We start from the raw sequence: 14,423 nt of genomic DNA on the forward strand, positions 1-14,423 counted from the left end.
TGGCACAGTCCAGGTTCATCGGGGCACCGCCGACGTCGGGGCGAGCGCGCCCATCCTGGACAGGGAGCCGGCGAGATCCCGGACGGCCTTGCGCAACGGCGAACCGGGGGCGGCTTCGGACAGCGGCACTCCCTGCACCCACGCCTTGTCGGTCGCGGCCCGGTCCTCCGGGAGGACGGCCGCCACCTGCAGGCCGGCGAATCGCGCCAGGGCGGAGGACGCCTCGTCCGCCGAGGCGGCCGTGCGGCGCAATCGATTGAGCACCACCAGCGGCCTTGCCTCCGGCAGCACGTCGCGCAGTTCGGCCAGCCCCCTGATCAGTCGTTCCATCCCCGGCGGATCGGCCGTCCCGACCACCACGACCACGTCCGCGTCGGCCAGCACGGCCAGGGTCGCCCCGTTGCGACGGGGGGCGCTCGTGTCGAAGGTGATCTCCTCGTCCGCCTCGAGGCAGAACCCACAGTCGACGACCGTCAGGGGTGCCATCGACCTGGCCACTGCGAGCACCGAGGGAATGGCCGACGGCCGCAACTCCGGCCACCGGTCGGCGCGGGTGATGCCCGTCAGCAACCTCAGGTTGGCGCCGATCGCCCAGACCAGCCTGGTCAGCTCGGCGAGGTCCAGCCGACCGTTCGCGGCCTGGCGGCACGCACCGGCCAGGCCCGGCGACTCGTCGAGCAGTCCGAAGGCGCTGGCCAGCACCCCGCCGTAGACGTCGGCATCGATCAGGAGGGTCGGGGTACCCGCCTCGGCCCACTCGACCCCCAGGTTGGAGGCCAGCATGGTCCGTCCCGGGGAACCCACGGGACCCCAGATCGCCACCACGCGTCCACGGGGAGGCGGGTCCGACCTGGCCAGGGCAGGAATTCCCGTCTCGGGAGCCTGATCTGCGGAGGCGAGCGCGAACCGCGGATCGGCGACCCCGAGTTGGGCGACCGCAGTGCCGCCGACGAGGTCGCCACCGGCGAGGTCGGCGCCGGCGGCGACGGGACCGGTGGCCAGCCGGAGCACCGCAGCCCTGGCCGCGGCCAGGACGGCGGTGGCACCGACGTCGTCGGCGATGCAGTGGACGATGCCGATGCGCTCGAGACGCACCTTGACCCGTGGATCGGTCGCCGGATAGATGCCGACGACGGCCACTCCCGCTGCGGCCAGCCGCTGCAGCGCATCGGTGTCCAACCGCCGGAGGCCGGCCGACACCACCACGACCGAGGCCTGCCCGGTGGTCGCCGCCGTCAGCACGTCCGCGATGTCGACGCAGCGCCGGACGACGCTCATGCCGGATCCGGGCCGGTCCAGCGCGGCGACCAGATCGTTCTCCCAGCTCTGCCCGTTGCCGGCGGTGAGGAGTCCGGGATTCATCGGGTGCCGGTGACCAGCACGACGATCGCGTCGCCCTTCGGCAGCGTTTTCACCAGCGTGTCCGCGAGTGCGGCCGGGACGAGGACGGCAATCTGGTAGCGGTTCGATGTCGCTCCGGACAACCCGCCGGAGGACGGCGCCGATACAGATTGCACGGTGATGCCCGCCGAGACCAGATCGGTCTTCACCTCGCTGGTCGAGTTGGTCCCCCCCGAAGTCAGGTACAGGTCGATCACCGATCCGTGCCCGACGCCCGGTGGCATCCGGTCGGGCGACACGCCGATCACGACGATGCGGCCGGCGGCGGCGGGTTGGACGGCCGAGACCGGGACCAGCTCACCAGCCCCCACCGGATTCGCCAGACTCGAACCGACCACGCTCTTCGTTCCGGATCCGGCCGCGATGTACCGCGAAGCGTCGTCACCGAGGTTGACGTCGACCGGTTCGAGGTCGCCGGCCGTCAGGACGGTACCGGAGGCCAGGCTCCGCGTCGCGGCCCAGACCGGCGACGTGTGCGAACTGGATCCGATCACCCGCGCGCCGACCACCACCGCGGCGATGACCAGCAGCAGCCCTCCGATCACCCGGACGTCGAGCCATCTCGGCCTGCTGCTCCGTCTGGGAACCGGGGCCCCCTGCGGTCCGTTCGTGTTCATCTTTCCCCCTCGTCGCACCCGCCCGAACCGTGCTGGCCGAGCATTCGTGCCCGCCCCGTCCACGGCACACCCGACCCCTCCCCCCGAGGAACACGCCGAGGGTCATTTGGACAGAATCGACGTCAGATCGGCGATTGTGCGAAGCTGGTGGATACATCAAACTAGCTCATCAGGGCGCAAAGCGGCCTCATGAGCCTCAGATCGCTTCAAGAGCAGGGATTGCTGGCCCAGTACTGGATGTTCGCCCGTTCGACGAAGCCTACGTTGCGCCGAAAGGCTCGAATTACCTCTGATCGACCATCATGACTAGCCCAAATGTACCGACCCATCCAGTGAGGACCGCTCCCGATGACCACCGAACGCTTCCTGACCCTGGCCGACGTGGCCGAGATCTTGAACATCTCGACCTCTCAGACCTACGCCCTGGTACGCAGCGGCGACCTGAAGGGGATCCAGATCGGCGGCCGGAACCAGTGGCGGGTCGAGCGGACCCGACTGGAGGAATACATCGACGAGGCCTACCAGCGGACGGCAGCGTCCCTGTCCGAGCTTCCGTCCGCCCTGCCGGTCGACTCCTGACCCGAGCCGTTCGAGCCTCCCACCCGCCGGGCCACCGGCTCGATCCTGGGAGCCGATGCCGCCCGGGGATTCAGCCGAGCGGAAGGGCGCGGACCAGGACGACCGCGGCGACGGGCACCAGAACGACCGAGCGGACGCTGGCCGCCCGGCGCGGTTCCCAGGGGGCATGCAGGGCAAGCTCGAGGAAATCGGCACCGAGCCGGTCGATCGTGCCGGTGACCTCGGTGTACAGGCCGGCGGGTTCGCCGACCCCACCCGCCACGACCAGCGACACCGGAGCGCGGTCCCTGGCCAGCCCGCGCAGGGCGTGACGCAGGTTCAGCCGGAGCTCGACGCCCTTCACCGCGGGTCCCGTCACCGCGGACAGACCCTCGACGATGGTGGTGGCGGCCAGGGACAGCAGTGCCTCGCGACCGGGCCCCTCCTGCAGCAGCAACCAGTCCGGGCCGATCCTGAGCAGCGTGCCGGTGACGGCGATCCCGGCGACGGTCCGCACCCGGATCGACCGGCCGACGGCCCCGCCGATGCGTTCCACCATCGAGATGGCGCCCGCCGCGACCCGTTGGCGATCGGCGAGCTCGGCCATCATCTCCGCGTCGGCCAGATCGTCGAACCGCGCATCCAGATCGCTGAACAGCTGCTCCCACCGCATCGGTTCACCGTGGTCGATCGACATCGTTTAGTCAACAGGGCCCGATTGCACTTGACTGAAGGCATTTGATGCTGTTTGACTCTATTACATGCCAAATGTCATCAAACGGTGTCGAACGTGGTCCGCAGACCACGATGCCGGTCCGGCCCCGACCCCCGTTCCGGCGGTCACCGCCTCGACCGCCTGGCGGCAGCTCGTCACCGCCCTTGGCGCGCTGACGTCATTGGCCCTTCTGCTACCGAGTCCGTCGGACTGCATCGACACGTTGAGCGGCTGGGGACCGGGATCGGCACGTGCGGCCGACGCCCTGTCGGTCGGCAGTTCGGGGTTGCTCCTGGTGGCCGCCCTGGCCGTGTGGTCCCTGCTGCTCTGGGGATCGGCAGTCGCTCTCGTCGCGGTGATCGGCCGGATTCCCGGGGGGGCCGGACGGCGCGGACGGGCGCTGTTGGGTCAGATCGCCCCCGGGGTGGCCCGCCACCTGGTACTCGGCGCGGTCGGGGCATCGATCGTCACCGGTCTTGCCGCCGGTGGAACCGGTACCGCAGCGGCAGCGTCGGTACCGGGGAACGTGCCACCGGACGGCGTTGCCTCGAGCATCGGACGAATCACCGATCTCGAGACGGGCCGGTTGCCGGGCGTGCCGGATCAGGCGTCGGGTTGGACCTCCGTCGAGGGGTCGGCGGTCCAACTCGGGTCGAACCTGGTGGATCCAGCGGGCGGCTCGGAGGCGGGCGGGTTCGACATCGACTGGCCGGCGCCCTCCGGCACTGCGGCCCGAACGGCAGCACCGAAGGCCCCGGTCGACATCGACTGGCCTGCCGCGGCGACCCCGGTGGTCGTCCTCCGCGGCGACTCGCTCTGGTCCATCGCGGCGCACCACCTTCCCGCGGACGCCAGCAGTGCGCGGATCGAAAAAGCCTGGCAGCAATGGTTTTCCGCCAATGCGTCCGTCATCGGGCCGGACCCGAACCTCATCCTCCCCGGGCAGATCCTGCAGCCCCCCCACCTAGAAACGGGTCACCGATCATGACGTCCGACCTGATTTCAGACGGCACCGCCCCCAGGTCCGCGGCGCCCACGTCCGCGGCGCGCCAACCGGTGGAACGCCGGCCGGTGAAGCGGCGGCCGAAGGTCCGTCGTCCGTACCTGGCCGCAGTTCCGGACTGCGAACCGCCGTTCGACGACGAGCGATCGGCCACGAGTCGCATCCAACAGCTCCGTCAGGGCGTGAAGGCGAAGCCGAGACCCATCGCGCCCGACAAGATCCTCGACGCCGAGGTCCCCGGTTGGTCGCAGGATGCCGACATCGGAGTCCGGCGCACCGCGACCGCCGAGCTACCGGCAGCCCAGCGCTCCGGGCAACTGCTGGCCCGAGCCCTGGTGGAGGTGCTGTCCGGCCAACGACCGCTGCCGCAACTCAGGATGCACTGCGCACCAGAGGTTTTCGCAGGACTTCAGGGCCGGCCGATCTCCACCGGCGGCCTGAGCCACCTGCTGACCGTTCGGGTGTGCGAGCCGGCCGACGGCGTGGCCGAGGTCAGCGCCGTCTTCCGACGCGGCGACCGGGTCAGGGCCGTCGCGTTCCGGATCCAGGGTGTGGACGGGCGGTGGCGGGTCACCGCCCTGCAGACCGCCTGATCAGACGGCGCCGGGGCGACCGTGGCACTGCTTGTACTTCTTCCCCGAACCACAGGCGCACGGCGCGTTCCGGGACTGCGCGGTACCGACGCCGTCGGACTGGGGGGTCGATCCGCTCGTCTCGACACCCCCGTCGTCGGCGGGGCCGGAGTAGCTCAGCACCGGTGTGGCCGTCGGACGGGTCAGACCCTTGGCCTTGAGCGCGGCGGGCGCACCATCGGTGTCCTTGACGATCGGAGCGGGTGCCTGCTGGCTGGGCAGCGGCTGTACCGGGCGCACCCGGGTCCGGACGTTCCCGGCCTGCTTTCCGCCGACCGGCTTGGGCGCGGCCAATCCCGACCTGCCGTTCCCGTTGCCATTGCCATTCGCAGACGGAGCGACCCCCGGTGCCGCGGCCCCGTCGGAACCCGTCGGCCCGCTGTTGTCGGGGCCGGCATCGATCACTCCGGCGCCACCCTCGTCGACGGCACCGTCGGCGCCCTCGGCCGGGACGATCTGGACCTGCAGGTTGTAGAGGAAGCCCACCGACTCCTCTTTGAGCGAGTCGAGCATCGCGTTGAACATGTCGAAGCCCTCGCGCTGGTACTCGATCAGCGGATCCCGCTGCGCCATGGCGCGCAGCCCGATGCCCTCTTTGAGGTAGTCCATCTCGTAGAGGTGCTCGCGCCACTTGCGATCCAGGACGGACAGCACGACGCGCCGCTCCAGCTCGCGGGTGATCTCCGGGGTCAGAGCGTCCTCGCGGTCCTGCCAGGCCCTGCGAGCGTCCGCCAGCACGGCCTGCAGCAGGGAGTCCCTGGTCAGGTCGCCGTGTTCCTCGCTGACCTTGGCCGGCGTCAGGCTGATCGGGTACAGCGTCTTGAGCGCAGCCCAGAGCGTGTCGGTGTCCCAGTCCTCGGCGTAGCCCTGCGACGAGGCGCCCTCGATGTAGGCGGTCACCACGTCGGTGATCATGTTCTGCACCTGGACGTGCAGGTCCTCGCCGTCGAGGACCCGCTTGCGCTCCTCGTAGATGACGGTGCGCTGCTTGTTCATCACCTCGTCGTACTTCAGGACGTTCTTGCGGATCTCGAAGTTCTGCTGCTCGACCTGGGTCTGCGCACTCCTGATCGCCTTGGACACGAACTTGTGCTCGATCGGCATGTCGTCCGGCATCCGCAGCCTGGTCATCAGCATCTCGACGGTGCCACCGCCGACCCGGCGCATCAAATCGTCACCGAGCGAGAGGTAGAAGCGCGATTCGCCGGGGTCGCCCTGACGACCGGCCCGACCTCGCAGCTGGTTGTCGATGCGACGCGACTCGTGCCGTTCCGTGCCCAGCACGTACAGACCGCCTGCGCTGCGAACCCTCTCGGCCTCGGTCTTGGTCTTCTTCGCGGCCGCCTCAAGCGCCTCCGGCCAGGCCGCCTCGTATTCCTCGGGGGTCTCGGCCGGGCTCAACCCCTTGTCCCGCAGGTCGAGGTCGGCGGTGAAGTCCGGGTTGCCGCCGAGCACGATGTCGGTGCCACGGCCGGCCATGTTGGTGGCGACGGTGACCGCACCGGCCCGGCCGGCCTGCGCGATGATGGCCGCCTCACGGGCGTGGTTCTTGGCGTTGAGCACCTCGTGGGGAACGCCGGCGCGCAGCAGCAGCTTGCTGAGCAGCTCCGACTTCTCCACCGACGCCGTGCCGACCAGCACCGGCTGACCCTTCTCGTGACGCTCTGCGATGTCGCCGACGACCGCGTCGAACTTGGCGTCCTCCGCCTTGTAGATCAGGTCGCCCTCGTCGGCGCGGCGAACCGGCTTGTTCGACGGAATCGGGACCACACCGAGCTTGTAGGTGGAGCTGAGCTCGGCCGCCTCGGTCTGGGCGGTCCCGGTCATCCCGGAGAGCCGCTCGTAGAGCCGGAAGTAGTTCTGCAGCGTGATGGTGGCCAGCGTCTGGTTCTCGGCCTTGATCTCGACGCCTTCCTTGGCCTCGATCGCCTGGTGCATTCCCTCGTTGTACCGGCGGCCGTGCAGCACCCGCCCGGTGAACTCGTCGACGATCAGCACCTCGCCGCTGACCACGATGTAGTCGCGGTCCTTCTTGTAGAGCTCCTTGGCCTTGAGGGCGTTGTTCAGGAACCCGACCAGCGGCGTGTTGACGGACTCGTAGAGGTTGTCGATGCCCAGGGCCTGTTCGACCTTGGCCACACCCTCCTCGGTGACACCGACGGTGCGCTTGGACTCGTCGACCTCGTAGTCGCCGTCGCCGCCGCCTTCGGCGCCCTTGTGGAGCCGGGGCACCAGGCGGGCGAATTCCGAGTACCACTTGGACGACTGGTCCGCCGGACCGGAGATGATCAACGGCGTCCTGGCCTCGTCGATCAGGATCGAGTCGACCTCGTCGACTACGGCGAAGTAGTGACCGCGCTGCACCAGGTCGTCCTTCTGCCAGGCCATGTTGTCGCGGAGGTAGTCGAACCCGAACTCGTTGTTGGTGCCGTAGGTGATGTCCGCGGCGTATTGCGCCTTGCGCACGTCCGGCGTCTGCTGAGAGAGGATGACGCCCACCTCGAGGCCGAGGAAGCGGTGCACCCGGCCCATCCACTCGCTGTCGCGCTGGGCGAGGTAGTCGTTGGTGGTCACGACATGGACACCGCGACCCTCGAGCGCGTTGAGGTACACCGGCAGGGTGGAGACCAGGGTCTTGCCCTCACCGGTCTTCATCTCGGCGATGTTGCCCAGGTGCAGAGCCGCACCGCCCATCAGCTGGACGTCGAAGTGCCGCTGCCCCAGAGTGCGCTTGGCGGCCTCCCTGACGACGGCGAAGGCCTCCGGCAGGATGTCGTCGGTCGTCTCGCCGTCGGCGAGTCTGGCCTTGAACGAATCGGTGTACTCGCGCAACTCCGCGTCGGTCAGGCCCGTGTAGTCGGACTCGATGTCGTTGATGCGGTCGGCGATGGCGCGCAGACGTTTGATCGTCTTCGCCTCGCCGGCGCGGAGCAGTCGGGACAGAACCACGTGGTCACCCTCGGTCGATTTCTCACCTGCCGCAACCGCCGCGCCACCTGCACGCAGCCGGTTACCTCCGGGGACTCTTGTTACCCCCGGCGCTCCAATTGTAAGCGCTGGGACGCTCCGTCATGGTCTCGATCGCATGGGAACACGATCAGCTCTCGGCGTACCCGCCGGGTCCATCCGGGCCGCGCGACCGGTGGTCCGGGCGCGCGCGACCGGTGGAGAGCCGACTGTGCACCACCGAAATCCGTGGCACCCCTCCCCGCGCTGATCAACTTCGGCGGCGCTCATCATCGGGTCGACTCGCGTCCCGTGCGTCACAAGAGCTCGACGTTGGTGAGCGCGGGCGAAGTTGATCAGCGCGCAGAAGGAAGTTGATCAGCGCGGCCGGGGGCGGTCCGGGCGGGGTCAGGTCAGGCGCAGCAGCCCGTAGTCGAAGCCCTTGCGCCGGTAGACGACCGAGCAGAGCCCGGAGTCGGCATCCTTGAAGAGGTAGAAATCGTGCCCGACGAGTTCCATCTGGAACAGCGCCTGGTCGACGGTGATGGGCTCGGCGGGGTGGTCCTTGATCCTGACGACCCGGCCCGGACCGCCGTCCGACGTGTCGCCGAGCTGGTCGTCCTGCCAGCGGTCGAGGTCCTCCGACGATTCCGGCGGCGCGTCCTCGATCAGGCCACCGCCGGGGCCGGCCACCACGGAGATCGGGGTGCGGGCGTGTTGCTTGTGATGGCGGATGTCCGCCGAACGTCGCAGCCGGGATTCGAGCTTCACCACGGCGGCGTCGAGCGCGCTGTAGAAGGTCTCGGCACTTGCTTCGGCCCGGACGGCGGGGCCGCGGCTGGCCAGGGTGATCTGCACCCGCTGGCAGGTCTTGGAGAGCCTGCGATTGGATTCGTGCGACAGCTCGACATCGACCCGGATGATCTTCGGGTCGTACCGTTCACTGCGGGCCAGTTTGTCCGCCACATGTGTCCGGAAGTGCTCCGGAACCTCCACATTGCGGCCTTTGACGACGATATCCACGTGTCCTCCCGGCGATCGTGGCGGCCGGAGTCCACCGGGCGCGCCAGCTTCACTGCTTGGTGGCCCGGGCGACCTCTTCGCCTGTGGATCCGGGATCGCCCGGGATGACTTGAACCTACCGTGACGACGCCGGAACGCAAGGTGGGCAACACCAATGAGTCATCTGTTGTTTACCGGAGCGAAAGGCCGTCGCAGGGGGTCCTTGGGTGACCCGGCGGGGTCACCTGTCTGCGCGCCACGGCGCTGCCGTGGCCACCGCGAGCCCACAGATGACGTCGATGCCGGCTACCGACAGTGCGCGGACGGCGGCCACCACGGTCGACCCGGTGGTCAACACGTCGTCAAGGAGCACCACGGCCACCCCGTCCGGCGGCGCTCCGCTGCGCCGGAACCGGATCCGGCCGGCCAGGTTGGCGGTCCGGGCGGCCGCGTCCAGCCCGACGGAGTCCCTGGCCCGGCCCTGTGTGTAGAGGCACGGAGCGACACCGGCGACGATGCCGGCCGCGGCCATCGTCCTGGCGGCGGCGCTCGCCATGGCCGTCACCGGATCCCCTCCGCGACGGCGGGCGGCGGCGCGGCGGCTCGGTGCCGGCACGATCCAGACCTCGTCCGGGACGAGGGCGATGCGGCGCAACCGGATCAGCGCCGTCCCGACCGCCAGTCCCAGCAGCGGCGGCAGGTCGGAGCGACCTCGTTCCTTGCCGGCCAGGATCGCGGCCCGCACCGGACCGGCATACCGGGCCAGCGCCCGGACCACCGGGAGCGCGACATCCGCGGCCGTGTCAAGGGTGACCTCCGGCAGCGCCACCTGGCGGGCGCGGGGGGACAGCGTGGCCGCGCACCCGGAGCACCAGGGCTCCGGGCCGCCGCATCCGGGGCAGGGCCGCGGCAGGACGAGGTCCAGCAGCACGCCGAGCGGCCCACGGCCGGATCTCTGCGGGTCGACCATCGCCCCAGTGTGGCCGGAGCCGGGCCGGCGCGCAGCGACCTGTGCCCGGGTGTGGACAACCAGAGGTAGGTGGACAACCAGAGGTAGTGGACAACCGACCGGCGCATCGCGGCGGGGGTCAGCCCGGGAACAGCAGATTGATGCCGGTGAGCCGGGCGGCGGCGTCGGTGGAGGCCGAGACCCACTGCCCGCCGTCGAGGGAACCCTTGAGCTCCCAGATGTCGCCGGGCTGACCCGGTGATCCCCAGATGATGTAGACCGACGAGGTCGCCGCGGTCCCGGAACCGTTCACCGTCCCCGTGTTGGAGGTCGACTGGACGGCGGCCGGGTCGACGGTCGAGACGGCCATGGCCTGGATGTCGCCCGGCAGTTGGGTGGTGGTCACCGGCACTGCGTCCGAGCCGTCGACGTTCATCTCGGTGATCGCGCGGTACGCGCCGAAGCTCACCGACGGGTTCTTGGCCACCACGAGCAGTTCGTTGGCACTGCCGAAGGCCACCGGCCCGACGTCGTCGAGTTCACCTCGCACCTGTTCGAGATTGATCACCGTCAGGCTGTCGGGCGTCTCCGGTGCCGCGGAGTTGGTCGACCCCGCCTTCGCGGCCACCGGCACGGCGATCGCGCCCAGGTAGAGGCGACCGCCGGCGACGATGGCCACCCGCACCCCGTCCGGGGACAGGGTCAGACCGGTCACCGCACCGAGTCCGTTCAACTGACCCGCGGTCACCTTGGCACGGCTGGCGATCGTCGTGACGGTGGACGACGGACTGGTCGAGACGCGATAGATCTCCGGATTGGTGGCGCCGTTCTGGACCACCCAGGCCTCGTTGCCGGTGCGGGTGAAACTTGGCGGCGTCAACGTCCGGGCCTTGAGCGCGGACTGCGGGGCCGACAGGGCGGCCGGCTGACCGATCAGCAGCGCCTGACCGCCGGCCACGCCGGACACCGCGGCCAGGGTGCCGGTGGCGGCGGACATGGCGGCCGAGACGACGTGGGCCGACCCGGTGCCCAGCGGACCGGACAACGGCGTCATGGTCCGCAGATCGACGATGAAACCGTTGCCGTCGACGTAGTAGGGGTCGGAGGCGACCGAACCGGTCCCCGGGACCCGATCGGGGCTGAACGACTCGAACGCCGCGAACGTATAGCTCGCCTGGGACTTGTCCAGCGGGGCGCCGTCCACGCTGATCGCCACCTGGACCGCATCGGGATACAGGCTCCAGACGATCTGGGCCGCCAGCGCGGTCTTGTCCGCCGGGGTCGCCAGGTCGATCCCCAGCAGATCGACCCTGGTCACCAGTCCGTTCGGGTCGGTGGTGACGTTGGTGCGCAGCGTGCCTCCCTTCAGCTCGGACTGGGCCGCTCCCCTGAGCACGCCGGCCGGCCCGGCCAGCAGCAGGTTGATCAGCGTGGCCAGTCTCTTGCTGGGCGTGCTCGTCTTGATCAGATAACGGCGGTCAGGGACGACCACCGTGTGGCTGGCGTCCAGGAAGTACAACGTCCGCGGGGAGAAGACCCGGTTGAAATCGCCCGCCAGGATCAGCAGTTCCGGCGGCGGGTCTGAGATCCGCCATTGTCCTTTGTCCTGCAGGAGGTGGACCGTCACCCGGTAGGTCGCGCCGTTGCCGGAGTGATAGGCCTGATCGGTGCTCAGCGAGCCCTCGGAGGTGGCGCTCACCGTCACCGTGGCCGGATCCGTCAGGCTGGGTTCCACCCGGAGGTCACCGGACAGGATCTGCACACCGGCCGGTCGGTTGGGCTGCTGCCAGCTCTTCTGCGCACCGCTGGTGAGGTAGGCCCGCGGGATCGAGTAGGAGTCGGTGGTCAGCGAGATGCGGGCGGAGGCGTCGACGAACGCCCGGACGATCAGCACCGGACGCTGCCCGGCCACCGGGGTGGGTGGTGCGTCCGGCCCACTCTGGCCGGCCTGGTCGGCCACGTTCCTGACGTCCACGACCGGGCCGGAACCCGGGATGCCCGAACAGGCCGTCACCACCGTCAGCAGCAGCAGCGGGGCGAGCAGGCGAATGAGAAGTCGGGGGCCGGGACGTGTCATCGGTGGTCGCCCTCCCTCGAGTCGGAAAGTCCCGGCCAGGCGATGACGGCCCCGGCCGGCAGGGCCCCGGCCAGCCCGTGGTGGCTCCAGTCCCGGGTGTCCAGCGGGTCAGGTGCACCGTCGGACGGTTCGTCGACCTCGTCGCCACCGATGCGCAGCGACAGCGGCGAGGAGCCCACCAGGGTGTCGGTCACCAGCGGGAGCGTCAGCCGGAAGCGTGCTCCCTTTCCGGGTGCGCCGGAAGCCTGCAGCCAACCGCCGTGCAGACGTGCGTCCTCCAGCGAGATGGCCAGACCCAGCCCGGTCCCGCCGGTCTGGCGCTGGCGGGACGGATCCGCCCGCCAGAACCGGTTGAAGACCAGCCCGGCCTCGCCTGGCTTCAACCCCACGCCGTGATCGGTGACGGTGATGGCCAGTACCTTCTCGTCGCTGGCCAGCTCCACGTCGATCACGCTGCCATCGGCGTGGTCGATCGCGTTGTTCAGCAGGTTGCGCAGGATCCTCTCCACCCGGCGGCTGTCGATCTCGGCCAGCACGGGATGGTCCGGCACGTTCGACACGATCTTCGTCCCGGCTTTCGCCAGCAGTGGTTCCGAGGCCCTGACGCAGGAGGCGATGATCCCTCGGATGTCGACGCGCTCGGGGGCCAGCTCGGCCATTCCCGCGTCATAGCGGCTGATCTCGAGCAGGTCGGCGAGCAGGGTCTCGAACCTGTCGAGCTCGTTGACCAACAACTCGGTGGACCGGCCGAGGTGGGGCGGGAGGTCCTCGCGGCTGTCGTAGAGCAGGTCGGCCGCCATCCGGACGGTGGTGACCGGGGTCCGGAGCTCGTGCGAGACGTCGGAGGTGAAGCGGCGCTGAAGGTTCCCGAATTCCTCGAGCTGCCGGATCTGGGCGCGGATGGCGTCGGCCATCCCGTTGAAGGACCGGGCCAGGGTGGTCAGCTCGATCGGACCTCTGACGGGCATCCGCTCGGCCAGATCGCCGGCGGCGAGCCGCTGGGCGACCGCTGCCGCGCGGCGGACGGGGCGGACCACCTGCAGCGCGACCAGCACGGCGATGACGGTCAGTGCGAACGCCAGACCCGCGCCGCCGAGCAACAGGGTGTTCTGCACGACGGCGGCGGTGGTCCGATCGGCCGTCAGGGGGAAGATCAGGAAGACCGAGAAGGTGTCCGTGCTGGTCGACGCGGGCGAGCCGACGACGAGCGCGGGCACGTTGACCCCCTCCCGCTTCACCGTCGTGTACTGGGAGGCGATGTAACCGGCCGAGACGCGGGCACTGAGCGCGCTCGGCACGTCGCCGACGAAACCCTGCGCGAGGGTCGGGTCGGTCGGCACGATCACCGGGTCGAAGGCTCCCGTGTTGCTGCCCTGGGCGTTGGAATCGGTGGCCAGGGCCGGGTTCCCGAGCTTCTGCAGGGTCAGGGCCAGCGCCGACTTGAGCGAGGTGGGATCGGCGTCTGCGCCCTGCAGATCCGACTCCACCGTCTGGGCGGCCTTCTCGACCTCGGCGATGGCCACGTTCAGCCGGGAGGTGAGCAGGCCCTTGGTGATCTGCTGCTGCAGGATGACGCCGACCCCGAACATCGCCAGCGTCGAGAAGAAGAGGGTCAGCACGATCACCCGGAGCAGCAGCGATCGGCCCCAGAAGGACAGGGCAGCACGGAATCTCGAGCCCCGCGACCGCGGTGCGGGAGCCCGCCGCCCGGCCATCGTCGTCGCCGGCGATGGACTTCCGGTCACGCGATGCCGGCCTTGTAGCCCACTCCTCGGACCGTGACGACGACCTCCGGTCGCTCCGGGTCCTTCTCGATCTTGCTGCGCAGTCGCTGGACGTGGACGTTGACCAGCCGGGTGTCGGCGGCGTGGCGGTAGCCCCAGACCTGCTCCAGCAGCACCTCCCGGGTGAACACCTGACGCGGCTTGCGGGCCAGCGCGACCAGCAGGTCGAATTCCAGCGGTGTCAGCGGGATGGGCTCGTTGTCCCTGGTCACCTGGTGTCCGAGCACGTCGATCTCGATGTCGGCCACCCGTAGCCGCTCGGCGGTGCCGATGTCGGCGTGCCGGAGCCTGGCCCGGATCCGGGCGGTCAGCTCCTTGGGCTTGAACGGCTTCATGACGTAGTCGTCGGCTCCGGATTCGAGGCCCAGCACCACATCGACGGTGTCCGTCTTGGCCGTCAGCATGATGATCGGGATGCCGGATTCGGCCCGGATCTCCTTGCAGACGTCCAGCCCGGACGTGCCCGGCAGCATCAGGTCCAGCAGCACCAGGTCGGGGTGGGTCTCGCGGAAGACCTCCAGCGCTTTGGCGCCGTCGCGGACCACGGCGGTGTCGAAGCCCTCCCCACGCAGCACGATGGTCAGCATCTCGGCCAGGGCTGGGTCGTCGTCGACCACCAGAACGCGCGCTTTCATGCCCCCATGGTGTCACCCCATCGGACCTGATGGGTGCAGGTGCCACCCGATGGCGCCCGGCCGTGCGCGTGGGGCGTGCGCGACGAGCCGCGACGGGCTCCGTG

Annotated in this window: 12 protein-coding genes; 3 read left to right on the forward strand and 9 right to left on the reverse strand. The window is 69.7% G+C overall.

The genetic code is table 11. From position 1 onward, the window contains the following. Nucleotides 1-15: 15 nt before the first annotated feature. Complete coding sequence (locus H7F38_RS22440) at nt 16-1,362, reverse strand: chromosome partitioning protein (RefSeq protein WP_187091840.1); 1,347 nt, start codon at nt 1,360-1,362, stop codon at nt 16-18. Continuing rightward, nucleotides 1,359-2,018: an SAF domain-containing protein gene (locus H7F38_RS22445; RefSeq protein ID WP_187091841.1), complete on the reverse strand. Its 660-nt coding sequence runs from the start codon at nt 2,016-2,018 to the stop codon at nt 1,359-1,361. Before H7F38_RS22445 ends, H7F38_RS22440 begins: the two co-directional genes overlap by 4 nt. A gap of 348 nt (nt 2,019-2,366) precedes the next feature. Here H7F38_RS22445 and H7F38_RS22450 point away from each other — a divergent pair, with 348 nt between their 5' ends. Continuing rightward, nucleotides 2,367-2,597, forward strand: coding sequence for a helix-turn-helix domain-containing protein (locus H7F38_RS22450; RefSeq protein WP_187091842.1), 231 nt, complete (start codon nt 2,367-2,369; stop codon nt 2,595-2,597). A gap of 70 nt (nt 2,598-2,667) precedes the next feature. On the opposite strand, the gene H7F38_RS22455 is transcribed toward H7F38_RS22450, so the two are convergent. After that, a complete protein-coding gene (locus H7F38_RS22455; RefSeq protein WP_222618267.1) occupies nt 2,668-3,273 on the reverse strand; it encodes a hypothetical protein in 606 nt (201 codons plus the stop codon). Between the two features lie 64 nt (nt 3,274-3,337). Here H7F38_RS22455 and H7F38_RS22460 point away from each other — a divergent pair, with 64 nt between their 5' ends. Then, nucleotides 3,338-4,279: a LysM peptidoglycan-binding domain-containing protein gene (locus tag H7F38_RS22460; protein ID WP_187091843.1), complete on the forward strand. Its 942-nt coding sequence runs from the start codon at nt 3,338-3,340 to the stop codon at nt 4,277-4,279. Then, nucleotides 4,276-4,887 (forward strand): Rv3235 family protein, encoded by a 612-nt coding sequence (locus H7F38_RS22465; RefSeq protein WP_187091844.1) that lies wholly within the window; start codon nt 4,276-4,278, stop codon nt 4,885-4,887. The genes H7F38_RS22460 and H7F38_RS22465 overlap by 4 nt, the downstream gene beginning before the upstream one ends. Here H7F38_RS22465 and secA read toward each other — a convergent pair whose 3' ends face one another. The 6 genes from secA to mtrA all read right to left on the reverse strand — a co-directional run bounded on the left by secA (nt 4,888) and on the right by mtrA (nt 14,319). After that, on the reverse strand, nt 4,888-7,875 hold the full coding sequence (gene secA / locus H7F38_RS22470; protein WP_187091845.1) for a preprotein translocase subunit SecA: 2,988 nt from the start codon (nt 7,873-7,875) through the stop codon (nt 4,888-4,890). A 405-nt stretch (nt 7,876-8,280) separates the two neighbouring features. Next, complete coding sequence (gene hpf / locus H7F38_RS22475) at nt 8,281-8,895, reverse strand: ribosome hibernation-promoting factor, HPF/YfiA family (RefSeq protein WP_187091846.1); 615 nt, start codon at nt 8,893-8,895, stop codon at nt 8,281-8,283. A gap of 220 nt (nt 8,896-9,115) precedes the next feature. Next, the gene (locus tag H7F38_RS22480) at nt 9,116-9,844 is read right to left on the reverse strand and encodes a ComF family protein (RefSeq protein ID WP_222618268.1); all 729 of its coding nucleotides are present in this window, start codon (nt 9,842-9,844) and stop codon (nt 9,116-9,118) included. A gap of 118 nt (nt 9,845-9,962) precedes the next feature. After that, nucleotides 9,963-11,900, reverse strand: a complete 1,938-nt coding sequence (locus H7F38_RS22485) for an LpqB family beta-propeller domain-containing protein (RefSeq protein WP_187091847.1) — start codon at nt 11,898-11,900, stop codon at nt 9,963-9,965. Continuing rightward, the gene (gene mtrB, locus H7F38_RS22490) at nt 11,897-13,645 is read right to left on the reverse strand and encodes an MtrAB system histidine kinase MtrB (RefSeq protein WP_255498128.1); all 1,749 of its coding nucleotides are present in this window, start codon (nt 13,643-13,645) and stop codon (nt 11,897-11,899) included. The genes H7F38_RS22485 and mtrB overlap by 4 nt, the downstream gene beginning before the upstream one ends. Then, a complete protein-coding gene (gene mtrA, locus H7F38_RS22495; RefSeq protein WP_187091848.1) occupies nt 13,642-14,319 on the reverse strand; it encodes an MtrAB system response regulator MtrA in 678 nt (225 codons plus the stop codon). Before mtrA ends, mtrB begins: the two co-directional genes overlap by 4 nt. Between the last annotated feature and the right edge of the window lie 104 nt (nt 14,320-14,423).

The sequence above is a fragment of the Nakamurella sp. PAMC28650 genome, assembly GCF_014303395.1.
Lineage (GTDB): Bacteria > Actinomycetota > Actinomycetes > Mycobacteriales > Nakamurellaceae > Nakamurella.

Bases quoted from the DNA above. Each gene is read 5' to 3' on its own strand.
- H7F38_RS22440 (WP_187091840.1), bottom strand. From the start codon at position 1,362: ATGAATCCCGGACTCCTCACCGCCGGCAACGGGCAGAGCTGGGAGAAC.
- H7F38_RS22445 (WP_187091841.1), bottom strand. From the start codon at position 2,018: ATGAACACGAACGGACCGCAGGGGGCCCCGGTTCCCAGACGGAGCAGC.
- H7F38_RS22450 (WP_187091842.1), top strand. From the start codon at position 2,367: ATGACCACCGAACGCTTCCTGACCCTGGCCGACGTGGCCGAGATCTTG.
- H7F38_RS22455 (WP_222618267.1), bottom strand. From the start codon at position 3,273: ATGTCGATCGACCACGGTGAACCGATGCGGTGGGAGCAGCTGTTCAGC.
- H7F38_RS22460 (WP_187091843.1), top strand. From the start codon at position 3,338: ATGCCAAATGTCATCAAACGGTGTCGAACGTGGTCCGCAGACCACGAT.
- H7F38_RS22465 (WP_187091844.1), top strand. From the start codon at position 4,276: ATGACGTCCGACCTGATTTCAGACGGCACCGCCCCCAGGTCCGCGGCG.
- H7F38_RS22480 (WP_222618268.1), bottom strand. From the start codon at position 9,844: ATGGTCGACCCGCAGAGATCCGGCCGTGGGCCGCTCGGCGTGCTGCTG.
- H7F38_RS22485 (WP_187091847.1), bottom strand. From the start codon at position 11,900: ATGACACGTCCCGGCCCCCGACTTCTCATTCGCCTGCTCGCCCCGCTG.
- mtrA (WP_187091848.1), bottom strand. From the start codon at position 14,319: ATGAAAGCGCGCGTTCTGGTGGTCGACGACGACCCAGCCCTGGCCGAG.